General features: G+C 40.6%; 25 protein-coding genes. 1 reads left to right on the top strand and 24 read right to left on the bottom strand.

Annotated features, from left to right (window positions below):
- Positions 1 to 55 precede the first annotated feature (55 nt).
- The 3 genes from sodA to B7698_RS05950 form a co-directional block, all read right to left on the bottom strand.
- Positions 56 to 661 carry a superoxide dismutase SodA gene (sodA, locus tag B7698_RS05960; protein ID WP_084864972.1) on the bottom strand — a complete coding sequence of 202 codons (606 nt, stop codon included), beginning with the start codon at positions 659 to 661 and terminating at the stop codon, positions 56 to 58.
- A 173-nt stretch (positions 662 to 834) separates the two neighbouring features.
- A complete protein-coding gene (holA, locus tag B7698_RS05955) occupies positions 835 to 1,872 on the bottom strand; it encodes a DNA polymerase III subunit delta (RefSeq protein ID WP_084864971.1) in 1,038 nt (345 codons plus the stop codon).
- A 33-nt stretch (positions 1,873 to 1,905) separates the two neighbouring features.
- Positions 1,906 to 2,841 carry a dihydroorotate oxidase gene (locus tag B7698_RS05950; RefSeq protein WP_084864970.1) on the bottom strand — a complete coding sequence of 312 codons (936 nt, stop codon included), beginning with the start codon at positions 2,839 to 2,841 and terminating at the stop codon, positions 1,906 to 1,908.
- Positions 2,842 to 3,071: 230 nt separating this feature from the next.
- Here B7698_RS05950 and gdhA point away from each other — a divergent pair, with 230 nt between their 5' ends.
- The gene (gene gdhA / locus B7698_RS05945; protein WP_084864969.1) at positions 3,072 to 4,418 is read left to right on the top strand and encodes an NADP-specific glutamate dehydrogenase; all 1,347 of its coding nucleotides are present in this window, start codon (positions 3,072 to 3,074) and stop codon (positions 4,416 to 4,418) included.
- A gap of 93 nt (positions 4,419 to 4,511) precedes the next feature.
- Here gdhA and B7698_RS05940 read toward each other — a convergent pair whose 3' ends face one another.
- The 21 genes from B7698_RS05940 to B7698_RS05840 form a co-directional block, all read right to left on the bottom strand.
- Positions 4,512 to 5,156: a TetR/AcrR family transcriptional regulator gene (locus B7698_RS05940; RefSeq protein ID WP_084864968.1), complete on the bottom strand. Its 645-nt coding sequence runs from the start codon at positions 5,154 to 5,156 to the stop codon at positions 4,512 to 4,514.
- Between the two features lie 16 nt (positions 5,157 to 5,172).
- On the bottom strand, positions 5,173 to 6,177 hold the full coding sequence (locus B7698_RS05935) for an NADP-dependent oxidoreductase (protein WP_084864967.1): 1,005 nt from the start codon (positions 6,175 to 6,177) through the stop codon (positions 5,173 to 5,175).
- 437 nt (positions 6,178 to 6,614) lie between these two features.
- Positions 6,615 to 6,854 carry a DUF7720 family protein gene (locus B7698_RS05930; RefSeq protein WP_084864966.1) on the bottom strand — a complete coding sequence of 80 codons (240 nt, stop codon included), beginning with the start codon at positions 6,852 to 6,854 and terminating at the stop codon, positions 6,615 to 6,617.
- Between the two features lie 197 nt (positions 6,855 to 7,051).
- A complete protein-coding gene (locus B7698_RS10255; protein WP_192855110.1) occupies positions 7,052 to 7,531 on the bottom strand; it encodes a hypothetical protein in 480 nt (159 codons plus the stop codon).
- A 76-nt stretch (positions 7,532 to 7,607) separates the two neighbouring features.
- Complete coding sequence (locus B7698_RS05920; RefSeq protein ID WP_084864965.1) at positions 7,608 to 7,943, bottom strand: hypothetical protein; 336 nt, start codon at positions 7,941 to 7,943, stop codon at positions 7,608 to 7,610.
- A 259-nt stretch (positions 7,944 to 8,202) separates the two neighbouring features.
- Positions 8,203 to 9,159, bottom strand: a complete 957-nt coding sequence (locus tag B7698_RS05915; RefSeq protein WP_084864964.1) for a peptidoglycan recognition protein family protein — start codon at positions 9,157 to 9,159, stop codon at positions 8,203 to 8,205.
- Between the two features lie 2 nt (positions 9,160 to 9,161).
- Positions 9,162 to 9,494 (bottom strand): phage holin, encoded by a 333-nt coding sequence (locus B7698_RS05910; RefSeq protein ID WP_084864963.1) that lies wholly within the window; start codon positions 9,492 to 9,494, stop codon positions 9,162 to 9,164.
- 15 nt (positions 9,495 to 9,509) lie between these two features.
- Complete coding sequence (locus tag B7698_RS05905) at positions 9,510 to 10,235, bottom strand: hypothetical protein (protein WP_084864962.1); 726 nt, start codon at positions 10,233 to 10,235, stop codon at positions 9,510 to 9,512.
- A 5-nt stretch (positions 10,236 to 10,240) separates the two neighbouring features.
- Complete coding sequence (locus B7698_RS05900) at positions 10,241 to 10,561, bottom strand: hypothetical protein (protein WP_084864961.1); 321 nt, start codon at positions 10,559 to 10,561, stop codon at positions 10,241 to 10,243.
- A 6-nt stretch (positions 10,562 to 10,567) separates the two neighbouring features.
- On the bottom strand, positions 10,568 to 11,068 hold the full coding sequence (locus tag B7698_RS05895) for a hypothetical protein (RefSeq protein WP_084864960.1): 501 nt from the start codon (positions 11,066 to 11,068) through the stop codon (positions 10,568 to 10,570).
- 12 nt (positions 11,069 to 11,080) lie between these two features.
- On the bottom strand, positions 11,081 to 11,521 hold the full coding sequence (locus tag B7698_RS05890; RefSeq protein ID WP_084864959.1) for a coiled-coil domain-containing protein: 441 nt from the start codon (positions 11,519 to 11,521) through the stop codon (positions 11,081 to 11,083).
- A 22-nt stretch (positions 11,522 to 11,543) separates the two neighbouring features.
- A complete protein-coding gene (locus tag B7698_RS05885) occupies positions 11,544 to 12,170 on the bottom strand; it encodes a hypothetical protein (RefSeq protein WP_084864958.1) in 627 nt (208 codons plus the stop codon).
- Positions 12,167 to 12,379, bottom strand: coding sequence for a hypothetical protein (locus B7698_RS05880; protein ID WP_084864957.1), 213 nt, complete (start codon positions 12,377 to 12,379; stop codon positions 12,167 to 12,169). The genes B7698_RS05885 and B7698_RS05880 overlap by 4 nt, the downstream gene beginning before the upstream one ends.
- The gene (locus tag B7698_RS05875) at positions 12,379 to 13,827 is read right to left on the bottom strand and encodes a gp58-like family protein (RefSeq protein WP_084864956.1); all 1,449 of its coding nucleotides are present in this window, start codon (positions 13,825 to 13,827) and stop codon (positions 12,379 to 12,381) included. Before B7698_RS05875 ends, B7698_RS05880 begins: the two co-directional genes overlap by 1 nt.
- A gap of 16 nt (positions 13,828 to 13,843) precedes the next feature.
- A complete protein-coding gene (locus B7698_RS05870) occupies positions 13,844 to 14,218 on the bottom strand; it encodes a hypothetical protein (protein ID WP_084864955.1) in 375 nt (124 codons plus the stop codon).
- Positions 14,219 to 14,227: 9 nt separating this feature from the next.
- Entirely contained in the window at positions 14,228 to 15,055 is an 828-nt protein-coding gene (locus B7698_RS10420; protein ID WP_084864954.1) for a collagen-like protein, read from the bottom strand.
- Entirely contained in the window at positions 15,052 to 16,860 is a 1,809-nt protein-coding gene (locus B7698_RS05860) for a phage tail spike protein (RefSeq protein ID WP_084864953.1), read from the bottom strand. The genes B7698_RS10420 and B7698_RS05860 overlap by 4 nt, the downstream gene beginning before the upstream one ends.
- Positions 16,857 to 17,546 carry a phage tail protein gene (locus B7698_RS05855; protein ID WP_239822590.1) on the bottom strand — a complete coding sequence of 230 codons (690 nt, stop codon included), beginning with the start codon at positions 17,544 to 17,546 and terminating at the stop codon, positions 16,857 to 16,859. The genes B7698_RS05860 and B7698_RS05855 overlap by 4 nt, the downstream gene beginning before the upstream one ends.
- Before the next feature lie 12 nt (positions 17,547 to 17,558).
- Entirely contained in the window at positions 17,559 to 20,462 is a 2,904-nt protein-coding gene (locus B7698_RS05850; RefSeq protein WP_084864951.1) for a phage tail protein, read from the bottom strand.
- Complete coding sequence (locus tag B7698_RS05845; RefSeq protein WP_084864950.1) at positions 20,462 to 20,842, bottom strand: DUF5361 domain-containing protein; 381 nt, start codon at positions 20,840 to 20,842, stop codon at positions 20,462 to 20,464. The genes B7698_RS05850 and B7698_RS05845 overlap by 1 nt, the downstream gene beginning before the upstream one ends.
- A 14-nt stretch (positions 20,843 to 20,856) precedes the next feature.
- A complete protein-coding gene (locus B7698_RS05840; protein WP_084864949.1) occupies positions 20,857 to 21,156 on the bottom strand; it encodes a hypothetical protein in 300 nt (99 codons plus the stop codon).
- Between the last annotated feature and the right edge of the window lies 1 nt (position 21,157).

Below are 21,157 nucleotides of genomic sequence, written 5' to 3'. Positions count from 1 at the left end.
GACCAAAATAATATAACCTTAAAAAGAGAAGAACAATTCTTCCCTCCAACTATCATTATTTAGCAGCTGCGTACAATTCATCTACTTTCTTCCAGTTGATTACTGAGAAGAAAGCTTTGATGTAGTCAGGACGCACGTTGCGGTATTTCACATAGTAAGCATGTTCCCAAACGTCCAAGCCCAAGATTGGTGTTTTACCTTCTGAGATTGGTGTGTCTTGGTTTGCTGTTGAAGTCACTTCAAGCTTCCCTTCTTTGTTAACAACCAACCATGCCCATCCAGAACCGAAACGAGTTGTTGCTGCTGTAGTGAAGGCTGCTTGGAATTCTTCAAATGAACCAAATGTTGCATCGATTGCTGCTGCAAGTTCTGCTGATGGAGCTGTTTTTTCAGGAGTCATCAATTCCCAGAAAAGAGCGTGGTTCAAGTGTCCACCACCGTTGTTGATAAGTGCTTGACGGATATCAGCTGGAATAGATTCTACATCAGCAAGCAAGGCTTCAAGATCTTCACCGATTTCAGGGTGTTTTTCTAGAGCTGCATTGGCATTGTTGACATAAGTTTGATGGTGTTTGTCATGGTGCAAGTGCATTGTTTCCGCATCGATGTATGGTTCCAAAGCGTCGTATGCATATGGAAGTTCTGGTAAGATAATAGCCATCTGTAATACCTCTTTTTCTTTCTATATGAAAATGATAACGCAAACATTCACTTTTTTCAAGTTTTTTGCTTATAGATAAGAAAATCACTGACATACTTTCTAATAAAATAAGCAAATCAGCAAGAAATCCACGACAAGATAATCTTGACGTGGGTTGTAGTTTCAAAAAAATGTCAATTGACCTGACTAGCAATCTGTAAGAGTGCTTTTTCAAAAAGGAAACCTTTTTCATAAAGACCTGTCTTAATCTGATAGTCTGTCTCAATCAAATAAGAAATAGCTTGCTTCAAAAAGCTCAAGGAAAGTCCTCGCGCATCTCTCAGCGCAAACTTGATTTGATAAGGATTTGGGTTACGTCCGAGAAAACTACCTAAACTACTTCCAATCTGCGATTCTGTTTGCCCAGACTCTGACAAAATCTTCACCTGAGTAAAAGTCCGAAATTGTCCCAGCATGACTGCAATCAGTTTAATTTCATCTTCACCTTGCAAGGTCAAATCTCTAACCAAATCGCGCGCCTGGTCCATCTTTTTAGTCAGAATAAACTGAGTTAAGTCAAAGATATTGTCCTGCAAGGTTTTAGGAATTGCCTCGACAATGTCCTTTTCCTCGATAATAGAATCTGCCTTATAGGACTGTAAAAAGAGGAGATTTTTCTGGACTTCGCTAAATTGAAAACCCGACTTGACGAGAAGATTTTCAAAAGAATGATTGGCAAACTGCAGACCTTGTTTCTGGCTCCACTTTTGGAAATACTGGCGCAATTCTTGTTCTTTTGCTTCTACTGCATCAAAGACCTTGGCATCACGCTTAAGTAATTTTACCAGCCGTCTTTTACTATCCAGTTTTCCTTCTGCAAAGATTAACAACTTGGTTGTTGGTGAAGGGTTATCAAGGTATTCTTCGAACGACTTGAGCTCATCATCTGTTAAAAAGCGCTTTTTAGCAGTCGTGATATCGACAAAATGATCCAATATCACGATTTTCTCATCCGCAAAGAAAGGAAGGCTGACCAACTCCAGTTCCACATCCTTGTAGACCACTTCTTTCATATCAAAGTAGGCAAAATTGAGGTCGGCTGGATCATAGCCAATCTGTCTCAGCACCTGATCTTTCATAACTTCAAACTGACCTTGGTCCGAACCTGTAAATAAGGTCAGGCTAGATAAGTTTGATAAAGACAAATTTTGACTTTCTTCTATGGCTAGCATCTTCTCTGCTTTCTTCTTGTTTTTCTATTTCATTTAGTCAATATAGCGCAATTTCCCACGGAAATCTTCTAGGTTTTCGTACCCTTTTTCCGTCATGATTGCTTTTAGTTCATTGGTAATGCGCTCAAAAGCACCGACACCTTCTTTGTGTAGGGTGGTCCCTACTTGCACCATGCTAGCACCGCAGAGGATGTGTTCAAAGGCATCACGACCCGTCAGAACGCCACCCGTTCCGATGATTTGGATTTGCGGATTTAAACATTGGTAAAAGGCGTGTACATTAGCAAGAGCAGTCGGTTTGATGTATTCTCCACCAATTCCACCAAAACCATTCTTAGGACGAATCACGACCGACTCATCTTCTATATAAAGGCCGTTTCCGATAGAGTTAACACAGTTAACAAACTTGAGCGGATATTTGTTGAAAATAGCAGCCGCTTGGTCAAAGTGGACAATATCAAAATAAGGTGGCAATTTGATCCCAAGAGGTTTGGTAAAGTAGGCAAATACCTCTGACAAGATACGGTCTGTTGTCTCAAAATCATAGGCAATCTGAGGTTTTCCTGGAACATTTGGACAAGAGAGATTGAGCTCAGTCAGTCCTTTAAACTCACTCTCTTGGACTTTTTTCAAGATGGTATGTGTTTCTTCTGGAGACATGCCAACTAGAGATAGGAAGAAAGTACGGTTTGGCTCTTTTTCCTGCAAGTCCAAAAGATAGTCCAGATAGTAGTCTAAGCCATTGTTTGGCAAGCCCATGGAGTTGATAGAACCAAGTGGAACATCTTGGTAACGAGGTTCAGGATTTCCCTGTCGGAAGTCCAAGGTTGCTGTCTTAGTGACAAAGGTTCCTGCTGCTGAGTCTTTGACACCTTCCAACTCCGCTATTGTCATACAAGCTACACCTGCTGCGTTCATCAAGCAATTGTCAAACTCAAAACCAGCAATTTGTGTTTTCGTTGATACCATGATTCTGATCCTCCAGATTCCTTTTATTGCTAATATTATACCATATTTTCAGATTTTCTCTTTAAGAAAGGCATTTATAAGAAAAACGTTCGTTTTTTATCTATTTTCAAAAAATCAAAAAAACTAAATTGAAAGAATTTTTAGAAAATTTCTGTTTTTTTCTTTACAGTAAAAAAAAATTCTGCTATAATGACTCACGTAATAAAATATGACAACAAAAGGAGAACGATATGACATCTGCTAAAGAATATATCCAAAGCGTGTTTGAAACTGTAAAAGCTCGTAACGGGCACGAGGCTGAGTTCCTCCAAGCTGTTGAAGAATTTTTCAACACTTTAGAACCTGTATTTGAAAAACACCCTGAGTATATCGAAGAAAATATCTTGGCACGTATTACTGAACCAGAGCGCGTGATTTCTTTCCGTGTTCCTTGGGTTGACCGTGATGGAAAAGTTCAAGTAAACCGTGGCTACCGTGTTCAATTCAACTCAGCTGTTGGACCATACAAAGGCGGACTTCGTTTCCACCCAACTGTAAACCAAGGGATTTTGAAATTCCTCGGATTTGAACAAATCTTTAAAAACGTCTTGACTGGACTTCCTATCGGTGGAGGTAAAGGTGGATCAGACTTCGATCCTAAAGGTAAAACAGATGCTGAAGTGATGCGCTTCTGCCAAAGCTTCATGACTGAACTGCAAAAATACATTGGCCCATCACTTGACGTACCTGCTGGTGATATCGGTGTTGGTGGACGTGAAATTGGTTACCTTTACGGTCAATACAAACGCCTTAACCAATTTGATGCTGGTGTCTTGACTGGTAAACCTCTTGGATTTGGTGGTAGCTTGATTCGTCCAGAAGCAACTGGTTACGGTTTAGTTTACTACACTGAAGAAATGCTTAAAGCTAACGGTAACAGCTTTGCTGGTAAGAAAGTTGTTATTTCAGGTTCTGGTAACGTGGCTCAATACGCTCTTCAAAAAGCGACTGAACTTGGTGCAACTGTTATCTCTGTATCTGATTCAAATGGTTATGTCATCGATGAAAATGGTATCGACTTTGATCTTTTGGTTGATGTTAAAGAGAAACGTCGCGCTCGTTTGACTGAGTATGCAGCTGAGAAAGCAACTGCTACTTATCATGAAGGTTCTGTATGGACTTACGCTGGAAACTATGATATCGCTCTTCCATGTGCGACTCAAAACGAAATCAACGGTGAAGCAGCTAAACGTTTAGTTGCTCAAGGCGTTATCTGTGTATCTGAAGGTGCCAACATGCCAAGCGACCTTGATGCCATCAAAGTTTACAAAGAAAATGGAATCTTCTACGGACCTGCAAAAGCTGCCAATGCAGGTGGTGTAGCCGTTTCAGCCCTTGAAATGAGCCAAAATAGCCTTCGCCTCTCATGGACTCGTGAAGAAGTTGATGGCCGTCTCAAAGATATCATGACAAACATCTTCAACACTGCTAAAACAACTTCAGAAATATATGGTCTTGATAAAGACTACCTTGCAGGAGCTAACATTGCTGCCTTTGAAAATGTAGCAAACGCTATGATTGCACAAGGTATTGTTTAAGATTCATCTGATTAATCCTCAATCGCTCCGATTGGGGATTTTTAGCTTGAATTCAAAAAACGCACCATTAACAGTGAGTTTTAACATCAGAATTTATTTTACTTTCATTAGGGCAGATGACAAACATTCAACAATCTCATCAACTGCTTCATCTATGTTTATAGTTCCTTCATCATTCAACATCATGGGAATAAGATAAGAAAAACTCAATGCTAAAATGTATCGAACAATTCTTTCATTTGACCAATTTAGAATAAGTTCTTTTTCTTTAAATTGATTTAAAACAGTGCTAATTGGTTCTATTATAGATTGAACAATAATATTTCCTAACTGGATAGAAAGATTTTTATCAATAAAAGAACGCCCCAAGAGAATTTTAACATGCATTTGATTCTCCTGAATGAAAAAGAGCCTATCTCGAACAATACTTTTTAAAAAGAAGGGAAAAGTTTCTTGATCTACTGTGAATTTTTTTTCTGAGAAATCCGCAATTACTTCTGGAATAACCTGTTCTAGAAAAGTAGATAAAATGGCTTCTAAAATACCTTCCTTTGTTTTAAAGTAACTAAAAACAGTTCCTTCTGACACTCCAGCGCGTTCGGCAATAAGGCTGGACTTTGTATTCTCAAATCCAATTTCTGAAAATAATTTTAAGCTTGATAATAATACTCGACGTTGTTTCAAGCTCAAGTCACTAACTTCTAACGTCTGAGCATACTTTTGTTCTAAACTTTCCATCGCTAGCACCTCTCTTCTACTCTCTTACTTTTACGACTTTTTTGCCTCGACTGTGTCCCATTTTCAGACTACGATAGGCTTCTCTAACTGACTTTAGAGAAAAGTCATACACTTGATCCATTTTCAGCTGAACCTTCCCGTCTGAGACCATTTCAGCTAAAGTGCTAAAATCATCATATGTGGAATGTCTCGGACCAGTAAACTGAGCACCTTTTATCATAACATAGGGCGAAGGTAGTAATGTCCCAATAGCTGTCCCCTTCAAGCCTAAACTAAAAGCCAATCTAACATAATCAGATCCATAACAATCCAAAAATTTTGTAATAGGCGTTGGACTAGCTGATAGAAGAGCCTTCTTGATATTCTCTTCGTAACTTACTGGTATGGCACCTAAAGACTTCAGATACTCTGCATTTTTCTTACTTGCTATTCCAATCACTGTCGCCCCCTTAGCAACTGCATACTGTACTGCAATACTTCCAATACCTCCTGCTGCAGCTGAAATAACAACAGTATCTCTTGAATTTAAACCGATTCTTCTAAAAGCCCCACCCACAGTTAGAGCAGCTACTCCCATAGTAGCTGCGTGAGTCATGTCGATCATCTCTGGTTTCAATACAATTTCTGATTCATTGACACAAATTTCTGTTGCTAAAGCTCCCCTCTTAGTTCCCAAACCAGGATCGCTAATCATGGTTCCAAACACCTTATCCCCTACTGAAAACCTAGTTACTTCATTTCCAACTTCTGTAATAACTCCAGAAAAATCTCTCCCCACACCTCTTGGAAATAAAGATGATTTAGATTCAAACCAACGACTTGGTTTCCTTAATTTCGTTATAAAAGATAGAAATCGAAGGGGTTTCGCTCCCTCAAAAGTTTTATAATCAATAGGATTTAAACCAACAGCATGAACTTCTACTCTCACCTGATTTACATCCAAGGCTGTAGAGTCGATCTTCAGCAAATCCAAGACCTCTTCGTTACCGAAACGACTGTACTCTATTGCTTCAACAACCATTTTCTTTACTCCTTAATTTCACAAAAATTGAGTAAACACTCATTTTTATAAATTATACTCTTAATTTGTAAGAAAATCAATATTATCGTTTGATAACTATTTATGACATGATACAAATATCCATCATTTCGATTTACCAATATGATTCTTTCAATCTAACTCTCCTCACTTTTAAAGATTCCTTTTCCCTTTTTTGCCCCTTTTAGAATAAAAAGAAAAACCACTACTCCTAAGAATAGCGGTTTAATAATGTTTTTAAGCTACTAATGTAGTCGCTCTATTATTTAAGAGTAATTGAAACAACCTATATAAATAAGCACACATAAGCCAGAAAAGGCTTAAAATAAGCATTTATAAGAGGTAACTTACACTGATTTTTGACCATGAAAACACAAAAAAAATACAACTTTGCCCCATTTGTGCCCCATGGGGCACCCCTACATATCCCTTTCTACTTGATACATAAGTGTTGAATGATTTACCAAATCCCTGTACTTCCAGCTCATGATCAGATAGTCTAGTAGCTCTTTATCTTCTACCTCAAAGTCCAGCAAGAGCAAAAGATTTACCGTGTACTCATTTTTCAAAAAAGGTAAGCTGTACGTCACTGCTACCCAGTGCTCAAAACCTAGATCCGTTTTCTCAATGCTTGCTTGTTCAATGTTTATGATTTTCATTTTTTTATCCTCCTACTTATCTATTCGTAAAAAAAATAAAAAGTGATGAAAAAATCACCACTTTTTTTAGAGAATATTTTTTTAAAAAATCAATTTGATTAAAAAATGTTTTCATGGTATAATAACTATCAAGGCGGTGCCTTATCCGCCTTTCTTTTTTATTTATACATATGAGCTGGCTGAAAAGTCAGCTCTTTTTAGTTATTATTTTTAAAAAAGTTTCGTTGTTCTTCTAGTTGCTTGAGTAAATCTTTCAGCTTCATTTTTTTGACATCAAGGCCTTTCAAAGCTTCAAGGCTCTCATAGTGTCCTTCCAGGATTTCCTCAAACTCTTTATCGGTTTCAAAATCTTCTCTCGTTGGAGGATTGGCATAGATGTACTTGTTGATGAAACCATCACTCATCAATACTGCGACAACTTCAAAATCTCCATCATAGATATCCATGTCTTCCTTTGCTTCAAGTATTATACCTTCATTCTTTCTTAAAAATTCTTCTTGAAGAAGGTATGAAGCCTCAGTCAATTTATACCCAGTTATGATTGTTAGATTTTCAAGTTTACGCTTGCCAGTGATGAGAGCTGAAATGGTCTGCTGAGCGACACCGCTCAGCTTAGCAACCTGATAGCCTGTTGCGTGATCCAGCATCCATTCAATTTGCCTTGTATCTATTTTCATGATATAATCTTTCTAAGGTTGTTACTCTACAACCGATCTATCTTACAATAGAGCTGGGAATCCCCCAGCTCTTTTTCTATGCAATCTCTTCTGATTCTTCCATAGCGTGATAGGCCTCAGCAATCTCATCTGCTGAACAAGACCAATTCAACCATTCGAAACCTTCTTTCACAACTAGCGAACCATCTTCAGCATAATAAGCATTACCGCAATCAGTATGCCATTCAATCTCAGAACCATCAACGTATATATCTACGCATGTTCCACGGTGATAGCGTCTTAGAGCATCTGCGATTTTACAAATTTCTTCTGCATCAAGCTCTTTCTTCTTATCATCAATCACAACACTGGCATGAGCGTCATAATAATCATGGCCGTTGTCAAATCTTCCACAAAATACTGCACTATTCATTTCGAATACCTCTTTTTCTTTTTTTCTATCTTACATTTTAAGTATACAACATATGTTGTGTATTGTCAATAGAAAAGATAATTTTTTTCAAAAAAATATTTTTGATAAAAAAATGATTTTGCGCATTTCAAATGCGTTTATTCGATTTGCATTACTTTGATTTAAAATCCAACCTTTTAAGCAATAAAAAAACCGCAAGCTACTGCCTGCGGTGAAATTTTTCTTCAACTTTCTTCCTATTATATAGGAAGATTTTTTATCATTTTACAGTAATGAGACCTTGAGGCTCTACTGTGAACTCTGGTTTATCTGCCATCGTTCCGTCTGCCTTGAGGTAGTACCAACCTTTTTTATCGGCTGACTGTACAAAAGCATTTGATACCATAGTGCCTTCTTTAGCGTCAAGATAGTACCAAGTATCTTTATACTTGACCCAACCTGTCTTCATAGCACCTTCTACGTCAAAGTAGTACCATTTATCAGCAATCTTCTTCCAGCCTGTAGCCATAGCGCCTGAGTGGTCAAACCAGTACCAGTTACCATCAGAATGCTTTTTCCAACGGTCTGCAAGCATGTAGCCTGACCCGTCGAAGTAGTACCAAGTGCCTTCAACTTTTTCAAACTTGTCTTTTGGATAGGAGCCGTCTGAGTGTACGTACCAGTAGCCAGTGCCGTTCTTCTTCCATCCTGCTTCAACGTTCAAGCCGTTTTCAATGTCGTGTTTGAACTGTTCACGGCTAATGCCCCATTTTGCCAGATATGGATAAGGGTCAACGTGGTCTGAATGGTTGTCGGGTTGGTTATTCGTACAGTATTCATGCGTCTTGATGCCTTCCAAGTCATCTGTGTCAAGTGTCTTCGGTAGGCCTGCTTCATCTGCTAGATTTCGCAAGAGTTCGATATAAAGGCGGTAGTCTTCCATGAACTCTTCTTTAGTTGAATGGCTTTCAATCAATTCAACCGCTGCATAGGTTTCAGCATTCCACCCGCCTCCAACGTCGTATGATCCGTTGTTTGTCGGGCCTACTTGCATGACACGTCCATTACCTACTACATGAGAAAAGAACCCTAAATCAGGGTCTTTTCTATAGTGATAGTCCGCTTCATTTTGCACGGTAGAATTACGGTTTCCAGTAGAGTGAGCGTGTACTTGTCGATATGGCGCATAGCCTACTTGTGGTAAGCCTTCTCTGTATCTGCTAGTATCAATATCCATGCCTACTGTCCTTTCCAAGCGTCATTCATCTGCTTCACTGCTGATTCAACGAACACTTCAAGCTCTTTATCTGTCATGCTGACATTGTATTTTTTAAGCTCTGAGATCATGTAGACTTTAGCTTGCTCAAGCTTTTCATCGCCCTTATAGCCTGTTTCAGTCGCTACCTGCTCTACTGCGTGTACTGCATTTTTAGCTAGGATTTCAGCGATTTTTACAGCTTTCTCTCCGCCTTTTTGCAAAAGATACTCTTTCACTGCTTTTACGATACCACCTATTGCTACAGCTAAAAATCCTGTAGCAAAAGCAATAATAAACTCATTAAATTGTGACATTGTTAAATTCCTTTCTTATGGTAATTTTGTAGGCCATGCTTCTTGTGTTGGATATACAATCAAGCCTGAGTTAATTCCTTTCAGCATTTCGCTTGTGATACTATCTTTATTGATATCATTCAAAATCAACTTCACGATTCCATATGTTTGCTCAAACTTGAATAATCCTATACTGTCTCCGCTTTTTGAATAAGCTGGCACTAGGAAGTTCCCTGAAGGCCTAAATCCTTGAGGAATAACACTTTCCCTTGCGTCAAATTGTTTAACAGGAACAAATCTAATTACTACATTTTCACCGTCTTGATAAAAATCACGGGCTTGACCATTTTTGAGTGAATCCAATGATACTGTTAAATCAGTGATAGAAGCACTTACGAAATAGTTTTCTCTTGCGAATCTAATTCTACTCCCTGTCAATAAATTAATATTGACACCCATACTTCCATACAAGACTTTCCAACCTGTATTTCTGCCTGGATTTCGTTCTTTGTAATAGTAGTAATCTCCTAAAGAGACACTTTTATTTATATAAGTGTCTCCTGGATTGGCTACTACTTTACCATCAGGAGTGCCAGCTCCTGATAGAGTTGTATAGGTATTTTGCTGAATCGGTAGCGTTACCCTGTTACCCCCGACAATGCCGAGGGTGTTGCCTGTTAGAGTTAATTGAGGCTCTGGCTTTTGATTCAGCACCTTGATATCACGGCCAACCGCTTGCGCGAATTCCTCTAAATTGCTCATAGGCTTCACGCTTTCGCTTGGTTGTAGACTGTTACAAGGTCAAGATTGGCAAAAGTATCAAGTCGTGTACCTAAATCTGAGATTTTTTGTACAACTGCGCCTTCAGTGCTACCGCTCATGGTTGCGATTTTTTCAGCGATTTCTTTCAGCGTATTCAAATCCTCTGATACGCCTTCGCCCAAAATTTCATTTTTGACTGCGGTTTTAGCTTGCTCAATCAATTGTGTTACTGTTGCATTATCAATCTTGCCATTAAGAAGTTGCTTCAATTCCTTGATATCAACTCCGACCGCTTGTGCGAATGCAATTAATTTACTTGTGTCCATTTTCTTCTAAACCTTTCCTAAGTTGTAATAAAAAAGCAAGTCTGGAAAATCTCCTTGACCTGCATGAGTTCCTGCGTCTGTAGATGGTGTGAGGTGCTTTTCAGCTATCACTTTCTCTACTACTTTCTCTACGTCAAACTCCTTCAGCTTGAGCGCTTCTTCTGTGACTAGCTCCTTGTCTGCGCTTTCCACATGTATCATAGTAGCTCTATCACTAGGAAAGACATACTCTCCTACGGTAATCTCCAAGCGCCAGCGACCACTAGGCAAGATACTATCTAAGTGAAAAGCTACGGCACTGCCACTAACTTCCACGCGCTTCATCCACTTGTGAATGCCTTTAGTGAGCGTGACTGTCGCCATTTCGCCATCAAGACCCGTGACCAGCTGGTAGTTTTCATCTAAAAGAGCATAGCCGAAAGAAGAGGCAAGGTCGCCTTGCTTAACGACCAAACCTCCATCAATCCGCGCTAAATTTGTTGAATTTTTCTTATTTGCGCATATCATCGTGCCCTCCTTTTAATCATCTTCGTCCAAAATCTCCGCTCTGATATCCAACTTCTCAAAATCACTGAAAAGGCGGTCGATATATCCGTTTCCACCTAAAGCCTTATAGCTTTTGTGCATACTTTCTACCAATGAAAATTCATCACGGGAAGTATACTTTCTACGGATAGCCCGTCGCATATCACGCCCAAGGCGCAACTTCATGGTATTGAGATGCGCCTCATCGTGTACTTTTAGCTTTTCCTGCACTTCATCGATTTTTGCGTTACTATCTTTTGCGGTCTTGTGTGCTTCGTCAATTTGCTTCTTCACGTCTTCAAGCTCTGAGACGATTTTATCCGTCTCTTCTTTCGCTTTTTTCGGCAACCTATAGCTTATCCATGCAATGATTGTCGGGGTGAGCACTGGCATGACGCTAGTGAAAAAATGTTCGATTTTGTCAAAAATCTCCATAAGCCCCCTTCTCTATACGCTTCTAAGCTTTAGGCTCGTACTTCCAAGCGGCCCCTGTTCCGTCCAACTCAAGGCGTCCGTTACGGGCAAAGTCTGTTACAGGTTCGCCATTGTAGGTAAATTCCTTGTTAAACTGTACCAAGATACGTTTACCTTCCCCGTCCACTTCAATGTGATTCGGGTCTTCAATGGCTACTAGGTCATGCGCGTGATAAGTTTTGCCTACTTCAGCTAGAGGGATAAGCTCCACCAATTCCTTGTAACTTGTACCATAGGCGATTGATTTGCTTGCTACTGCATTGAGCACTACTGCATGGATAATCTTTCCATAACGGTCAGTTTCTTCACGGTTGTGCTGAACCGCTTGATCCGTAACTGTGATTTTAGCTTCCGCTTGTTCCAACTTCGCCTGTTGTTGCTCCAACTTCGCCTGAGTTTGTACCAAGGCACTGCCTGGGTCAAGTTCAGTACGTACAAGGTCAAGCACTGCTTGAATGATTGAGCCTTCACTGTCTTGTGTACGGTCGCCTTGTAGCTCACATTCTTCATAAGAGTAGCGCCCCGCTGATTTAGCCTTGATAGCTACTACTGTCACATTTTCGCCACCTTTAAGATATGGTTTAATCGCTAATTCATAAGTGTTTGTCATTGTTGTTTTCCTTCTTTCATTTTCGTCTGTACTTCTTCAAAAAGCTCCTTAAGTGAGCTATCATAGGCGAGTACTGCCTTTAACGCTTCAAGCTCCGTAGCTAATAAAAAGTTATTTACTTCTAGAAAAGCAAGTTCATGCTCTTTTTCCGCAAGTTTACTAGCTAGTTTCTGCTGTAGTAGTGTTTCAAAAGTTGTATCTTCATTCATTATTTACCCTCCAAATTGTCTACTTTATCCGTGAGCTCCTGCACGGCTTTCAGCAAGTACGGTACAAATTTTGCGTAGTTGATAGATAAGTAGCTTGTCTCATCATCTACTTCAATCGCTTCTGGCACTACTTTCTGCACTTCCTGCGCAATCAATCCAATATCTTCATGCTTCTTATTCTTGATGAAATCAAAAGAGACCAAGTTCAAAGCATTGATTTTATCAATCCCTTTAACTTTAGTCCCTGTGATATTTTCTTTAAGTCGCTTGTCTGAGCTTGAAGTGATACCTGCATATCCGCGCCATTTTGCCGTAGTGATTTGATTCCACCAACAAACCGCATTATCACCGCCTGCTGGGTTTGAGCCATTACCATGGATATCTCCGTTACCCGTCCAGATACCACTTGTTGCATTTAATTTTGTATAGAAATTTACTGTAGCAGTATTAGAAAAGTCTACACGGTCATGGAAGTCCACTGTGTTAAAGCAGTACATTTTTCCTGCTGAAGTTACGAACCACGCATCTGGCCCGTGATGATCCCAACTACTACCCCAATTGGCCCAAAATGCTGTACGGTTTTCACCAAAGCTTCCGCCATTTCCCATACCTACTGAAAAAGTGTTAATACCTGATATCCAACGTCCTGAACCCCCTGGATATCGTCCAATGGTGAAACCTCCAATTTCACCTTGATAGGCTTGCAGGAATGTTGAGCTTGAGACAATAGACTCAATCTTGGTCGCAAAGATTTGCTTGGAAGCAATCTTATCTGCAAGGATATCCCTTGCCACAATCTTATTGATAAGAGCGTCACTGATTTCAATCTTGTCTGCTGTAATTGCGCCTGAACTGATATGCTCTGCTCTGATAGACCCTGCGGCCATCTTACTGGCTGTTACTGACCCATCCACAAGCATATCAGACTTCACACGAATTTTTGGCGCTATCAAGTCAATCGCTTCTGAGCTAGTTGAGATAGTTGAAGCTAACTGCTTCCCTGTAACCGTTGTAGCTCCGATAGTTACACCGCTTGAATTTACTTGAACCCTTGCGCTGTTAGCGGCATCACGCACTTCCTGCCTGATTTCGCTTGCTGTCTGAGCAATCGCACTCTTAACGTTTGTGTCAAAGAATTGAGTTAGCGCCCCTTGGTTGTTCTGCTGAATTTTGCCCCAAAGCGTACTGTTTGGATCTCTCAATTCCAATTCAATAGAACGCATATCCTTGAAGATACCTGCAAGTGCACGTTGCGTGATTGTTGGCTCTACAAAGTTTGTAGGAAAATCCCCTTGCTCAAGCTGGATATCCGTCAGCACCGTATCTCCTACGCACCCCATATGATGAAGTTTTAGTAGTTCGTTTGCTGTCCTAGGCTGAAACACCTTGTAATATCTACCATTATGCTCAAGCGCTGGCGAACGCACGTTTTGAATGGTAATATCCATGTCTTATCTATCCTTTCTATTCAATTTCATTCCCTAGAATTTGAATCCATGTATTGTCATAATACCCCTCTGGGAGAGCTTGTTTCACTATATGTAAATCAACTTCGTTGTTGAAACCGACTATAAGCTTGTCTTTTAACTCCAAAGTGTTGTAATAGCGAATTTTGCCCCTTCCGACTAGATAGAACCATCTCCCATTTTTGATATTTAGATTCGCAGGAATGCCTCCGTAATTGGTCAGATGAACTTCTAAACCTACATATCTCACGCTCATGGCACCCTTTAGATCTGCTAAAATCGGATATTGAACTGGTCTTTCCCATACTAGCTTATCGCCAATATATCGCCACTTTATACTTGCCCCTCCAACAAAAATCCTATGTCTTGCCATAAAGTCTCCTTACGTGTAAACGTCATAAATCGTGTTACTATCCTTGTTAGAGATAGCGTCATACTGAGCTTTTGAACCGCGCCAATATTTGAGCGCTTGTCCAGTGTTTTGGTCAAGTATTGTATTCCCTGGCGCACCGTCTCGCCCTCTTAGTCCGTCAGATCCCCTAGGCCCTGCGGGTCCTGCTGGCCCTGTTGGTCCTTGAGGCCCTTGATAGCCTCGTAGCATATTCTTTTGTGTAGGTGTTAAAGAGTTAAAGTCAAAGGCTGGTCTTGCTTCAAGGGCTGTGATACGGCGCTTAACGTCTGTATCATTGTAAGAAATCACGAATGTTCTCTTACCGATTTTTTGAACAGTAATATTAGTACCGCTAACAGCCGTCACCTTCCAAAATTCATAATCTACAGTACTGTCATTCGTCCAAAGGTCTTCAACAATATCCCCTACCTTAATACCGTCAGGGTTCATGAGATCGGTTGTTTTTATTGTTGCGACCGATCCAACATTTGCACCATAGATATCCCTATTCGCGATACGATATACTGGCGTTTCAGACTTTTTGGCATACTGCTCCAAAGCACGCTCTGCCGCTGAGCCTTCAAACCGCACAACACCATCTGCCCCACGGGGCCCTTGTTCTCCACGCTCTCCACGGTCTCCCTTCGGCCCTGTCAAGTATTGCAAGGCGGAAAATCGGTCACGGCCATTACCTACCTTAACCTTACCTGTATCGCTTTCTACTCCTAACTCACCATCAAGTAAGACTAGAGGGCTACTTGCCCATGCGCTGGCTGTCATGCGCTTATGCTGTACCCGTACTGGGATTGTTTCTGTCATGTTCTTCCTCCGTCAAAAATTAGATCTGGATTGTCGCTCCAAACGGTACTATATGTAGCGTTCTGAGCATCTGCCACGCTCTTGTACGTCAAAGGAACTCTAAAACTAGTTGAATTGTCATTGACTTGCACGCGCGTAGCGGTAGGCATATACCAATCACTTGAGTAGGTCAATGAATACCACCCATGGTATACTGCTAGCACCTTCGTTTGACTTGAGCTCACCGATTGCGTAGCTCTAGGCATTACCGCATTGTCTGGTGCAAGCGTTACGCTACCACTACCATATATAGTGCTTTTATCAAAAGTGATAGTGATATCATTTTTGCCATATGGATTACACAAAGCTGACCAACTGATAACATATGTCTTCCCTACTTCAAAGCCGTCGCCATTGTGCCCGACCTCTACAAAGTCTGTACCATAAGTAATCTTTTTAGCTGTACCACCGTTAAGCCTGTTTTTGTTGTAGTAAGTGCTGTTGTTACCACCGATTAAGTTCGCATTGATACGTGCCGTCTCACTGACTTGCTCAAGCTTCTTGCTTAATTCAGCGATAGAGTCCGTACCACTCATCAGATCTTTACGAATTTTTTTTACTAGTTCTGGTTGCTCTTTTTCGATTTTGTCTCGAAGCTCTGCACCCATTTCTTCAGCTTTTGTCTTGTACTGTTCGATTGATTCTTTTATAGACGTTTCACGCTTTTTAAATTCTGCGTCAAAAGCCTTGTTTGCATTATCAATCTCTTTTTTTAGCAATTCTTCAAAATGGCTGTTTAGCTTCTTACTTTCGTTTTGTACAGCGTCATTTACCACGCCACCGATAGCAGTCGCAAGGCTTGACTTAAAAGCACCAAAGCCGATTGTCCGCAACCTTTTAGCCATCGGTGAGTAAGTGTATTTAGTAATCTTTTTCCGCACGTCAAGACCATAGCCATCATGATACAAGCTGACCACGTCAAAGATATGCACTGGCACGTCACTCTGACCTACCACGGAAATTTCAAGGCTATCTTCAAGCATGTCGCACATACTAGTTCGATAGTATCTCTTACCATATTCGATTAGGCTTGCCTGGTCTTTTACGTTTTCGTCATTGACCTCTACAATAGCTTCATAGATTTGGCTATACCTAGCAACTAAAGGGCTATCTATCACTACGGAAAGGTGTTGCTCTTGTGCTTTTTCTCCTTCACCTTTTACCGTTGTCTTAAAGGTGATTCTTGTTTTTAGTGTTTTGGTGGAGCTTTTGTGCTGATAACTAGAAAGGTTTTTACGATACATAAAAAGCGATTCATTTTCTGAACCGCCATTTTTAAGTAATCGTAAGTTGTAGCCATCACGCACCATGTCACCGCCCCACTGTCCAAGGATAGAGTGCTTGTCTTTTACCAAGACCTCCATAGCATTCTTATCTTTTTCATTGTAGGTGTGCCTGTCGTCAATGTCTGAAAAGAAAGAGAAAGGGTTTTGGCGCGTGATACTGCCTGCGAATCGGCTTAAAGCCTGCGTCCCACTTGCATTGTCAATCTCAATGCTTCCGATAATGTAATTATTTAGAAGGCTGAGCACTTGATTTGCGTATACTTGCACATAGCCATTTTGCTTTTCCACTTCAAAAATCACAAAGTCTTGAGTACCATGCAAGTCATCCGCCACCAAAAAGGTTTCCTCTTTCAGCAACTGCCACTGGGGATTGCTTGTAGGAAATCTAAATTTTAGTTGATAGGTACTGTTGCGCTCCTGCACAATTTCATCACTGTAAGCATCGTTTAAAGGGGTATTTGTTGAAGTAAGGTAAATCATATGATATACCTCCAATTTGGATAAATCTTCACGCTTCTTACGTTCCCTGTCCAAACAATACCATTATAGCCTGTCTTGAGCTGGAAAAATCCTCCACGTTTTCTGAGCGTGTTCTGGATAGCCATATCAGCATTGTAGATATTTTGTTTTTTATGTCTACAGTCAATTGTAACTTTACGATTGACTGTAAGGTACATTGAAGTTCCATTTATTGTTAAAAGCACGTCTCCACTGCCTTCCACCTCCACAATCGGCTCACTATAGACATTTCCTTCGTTTCTGATAGACGTTGAGCCTGTAGCTGTAAAAGTTGGCGGATTTTTCATGTATCTGAAAGGTTGCATAACTAGCTTTACCTCTAGTCTCCAACCGTGCATGCCATGCGGTTTATAAGTAGCGCCTGCAAACTCTGCATAGAAAAATGAATTAGCTTGATAGCTAAATTCAATGATATTATCTTCTGGTTTAAATTTTTCTACGATTGTAGCAATATCTGATTGTCTTGCCACGTAAAAAGTGATTGTACGCTCATAGCTTTCGTATGCCCCGTCAAGCACACGGAAAGACCCGTTTACCCCAAAGAGGTTCGGGTTTTCCGCTACTTTCGGTTTTGCCGCTTCAACTGCCCCAAAGTCGGTCACTACGCATTTTGGGATTGTTGAAGTATTAAAGCTGTTTATCACCATAAAATCCATCTACTAAATCCCCTCTCTCGCGTAGATTGCGCCTTGTCTTTCATAGACATTTAAAGCGACTTTTTCTCCGTCTAAGTACATATCTGTATCTTTTTCAAGGATTGCTGTCAAGATTTTCTCCATACTTGCTCTCAGAATTGCTATCTCAGACACGGTTTGACTGTCTTTTGCCTCAAACTGAGCACTTGGGATAGCTAGGCTCGCTTCAATGTTTTTTGCTACATTTGGTGTATCATACAAGCCAAAATCATCATCTGAAAAGGCGTTTGAGATTTCTCCTGCCATGCCAGTGACTGTCTTTTTAACGCCTTTGAAGCGGTCTTGTAGCCCTTCGTCCAAACCTTGCATAATCGCATTACCAGCTGGTATCAAGAGCTTGCGGTCATACTCAATCGGACCTTTGTGATCACGAATCCATCCAGCAATGCCTCCCACAAAGTCAGTAACTGCGCTCCAAGCAGATTTCAAACCACCTAGGAATCCATCAAGGATTGCCTTACCAGCTGACCAAAGGTCAATGTTTCTGATTCCGTCAAAGATACTTGTAACATTGCTTACAAGGTCGCTTACCGCTTGCTTCATGTTGTCCCAAGCATTTTGAGCACCTTGCACAATGCCATCAATTAATCCTAGCACGGTTGATTTCAACGCTTCCCACGCGCCACTTGCAACTGATTTAATCGTTTCCCAAACGGTTGATAGTATCTGAGCAAAACCATCAAATATAGCCTTACCTGCAGCAGACAGTCCTTCCCAAATCGCTTTAAGAGCATTAGAGAAGTTTTCAAAAACAGCAGTAGCAGATCCAACGATAACATCCACGACTCCAGAGAAGTATGTTTTAATACCGTCCCAAATCATAGAAACGCCATTTTTAATACCGTCCCAAATGAGAGAAAGGTCAGCCCCCAGCTGGTTAAAGTTCCCTGTTACAATATCAATGATGATCAAAACAGCGCCTAAGAAAATGGATTTGATAAATTCCCAAGCTCCTTGAAAAATCATCTTAATCCCTTCCCAAACTTGAGTAAGACCGTCTGAGATATTGTTCCAGATATTCATAAATCCGTCTATAAACGGCTGAACAACCGTCATGATGGCTGTAGTAATTGCTGTCCAAGCAGTAGAAGCAGTTTCTTGAATACTTGCCCACGAGTCAGCAAAGAACGTTACAACTGTAGTCCACAACGTGCTTGCACCTTCAGAGATACCAGACCAAATGCCGACAAAGAAATCGGTAATCCCTTGCCAAGCTTGTTTAATCGAATCTACAAAAGATGACCAAATCGCCTTTCCTGTCTCAGTTTGAGTGAAAAACCATGCTAAAGCGGCTACCAGTGCAGTGATTGCACCAATAACAAGAAAAATAGGATTTGCAGACATTACCGCATTAAACAAACCAAAAGATTTGCTTGCTCCAGCTATTGCCGCATTTTCGGCCGCGTAAGCAGCCGTCAAGGTTCCGCTAGCAACTGCTCTAGCTTGAGATAAGGCAAAAGATGTTGCGAAAATTCCGTTTTTAACAGCTTCAATCGTATTGGTGATTGTAGCAATTGTTTTGTATGCGGTCCATGCTGTAACAAGACCAACTACAGCTGATGCCATAGCGCTTATAATAGCTGGGTGCTCTTTAAGCCATCCTGTCACGTCTTTCAAAACAGATGATACACCACTTAAGATACCAGTCAAGCCCTCAAAAGCGATACCGAGAAGGTTCACGCCTTGCACTCCATCTGACATACCTAAAAAGCTACTTACAAATTGTCCTGCTATGTCAATAACATTACCAATGATTGCTCCAATATTCTCGAATGTTGTTCGGATATTCTCTCCGATATTAACAATTTGGGTTGCGGCATCTTCGCTGAACCCTAACGTGTTAAGGATATCTATGTTTCCTTGTTTATCCATTGACCCGAAGATCATGTCAAAAAAAGTCTGGAAAATCCCTGTTACACGCCCGATTTGGTCATATACTGCACTTCCAAAAGCGTCTCCAAAAAGTTGAGAAGCTAAAGAGCTGAGCCCTTCGGTCAAAACTACTCCCAATCCAGATAGGATATTTTCTATCATTGGCAAAAAGTTATTGAATAAAAATGTTCTAGTTGTTTCCAGCAATGCTTGCAAGGCTGGTAAAACATTTTCGCCAATCGATAAATTCCCTAGCACATTTTGAGCGGCCGACTTCATGGCTTCAAAAGAGCCTGTAAATGTGGATGACGCTTCTTTTGCTGTTGTGCCAGTGATATCCAATTTTCCTTGGATGGCGTGAATAGCGCTATAAACGTCTGACAAGTTATTTATGTCATACTTAACGCCTGTCAATTTTTCAGCATCCGCCAAAAGCCGTTGCATTTCTTGTTTTGTACCACCATAACCCAATTTCAGGTTATCCAACATCGTATAATTTTGCTTAGCAAACCCTTGATATGCCATCTGAATGCTCTCCATAGATGTCCCCATCTTATTGGCATTGTCCGACATATCCACCATGGCCATGTTAGCTGTTTCTGCCGCTTTATCTGTATCTCCACCAAGAGATTGTAGCAAGCTGGCTGAGAAGCCCGTCACGGTTTCCATGTATTTATTTGCAGAAAGTCCAGTAGTTCTATATGCTTCTTCTGCGTAGGCTCTTACTTTTCCTGCTGATGTTTTAAAGAGCGTTTCAACACCACCGATGGATTGTTGAAGAGCGGCCCCTTCACTCAATGCGGCGCTAAAAGCTTTCCCAATCCCTGCGGCTGCAATTACCTTTTTAAAAGTTCCAACCAAATTGGAACCCAATGACTCTCCAGCGAAGTTTCCTGCTGAGGCAACATCGCCACCAAGTTCTTTCTGAATCATTCCGCCAATCCCTTTAGCTGAAGGAATGATTTGTACGTAAGCTTTTCCAAGCTGAGTTGCCACTAGCTTTCACCTCCATTTCCAGAAAACAGTTGTTTTCTATAATTTTCGTAGTCTTCAGGACTTTCAAAAGTCATGAACTCTCTTGTATCTTCTTTTTCTTTCTTGATAAAGAAGTCTGTTAAAGCCGTCGGTCTGTTTACTCCTTTTTGTCCATCCTTTGATTGAATCCATAAGAGCATGGATAGTCTGTCAACCATACTTGCCAGTAGAACTCTTTCAACTGGCGCTATTTGATCCGATAAAAGTTGCTTGATGCGTGAATCATCTTTCAATCCATAAGCAAAAACAGCTACCGTTTGTAGTGGTAGCTGTCTGTAGTCATATACTTGATAAGTTTCCGCTAAATCACATATCAAAGCGTCTTCATCCAAATCTATCATATGCGCCAGTATCGCTATTTTTTTAACTTTTCTACCTGCGCAAACACACTCTTGATTTCTCCAAAAAGTTTCTCATTTGGAAGAATCCCATCTTCTTCAACCAAAAAATCAATGAATTTTTCAGCCTGTTCTGGACCAAAAAGAAGGTCTAGAACTTTATCAACCGCTTGCACATCACCACTATCGGCTTTACCGATATAACGTAGTAAAAGGTAGTTGTCTAATCTTCGTGTTTCAATTGAAAAGGCAAAACCTCCATCTGTTTTGCCCTCAATTTTGTCATTCATTTTTGGAAAATCGATCTGCTTTGTCATT

The organism is Streptococcus mitis (assembly GCF_002096855.1).
Classification (GTDB): Bacteria; Bacillota; Bacilli; order Lactobacillales; family Streptococcaceae; genus Streptococcus; species Streptococcus mitis_Y.
The sequence above is the reverse complement of the archived record's forward strand: the minus strand, read 5'-3'. Positions and strand labels throughout refer to the sequence as shown.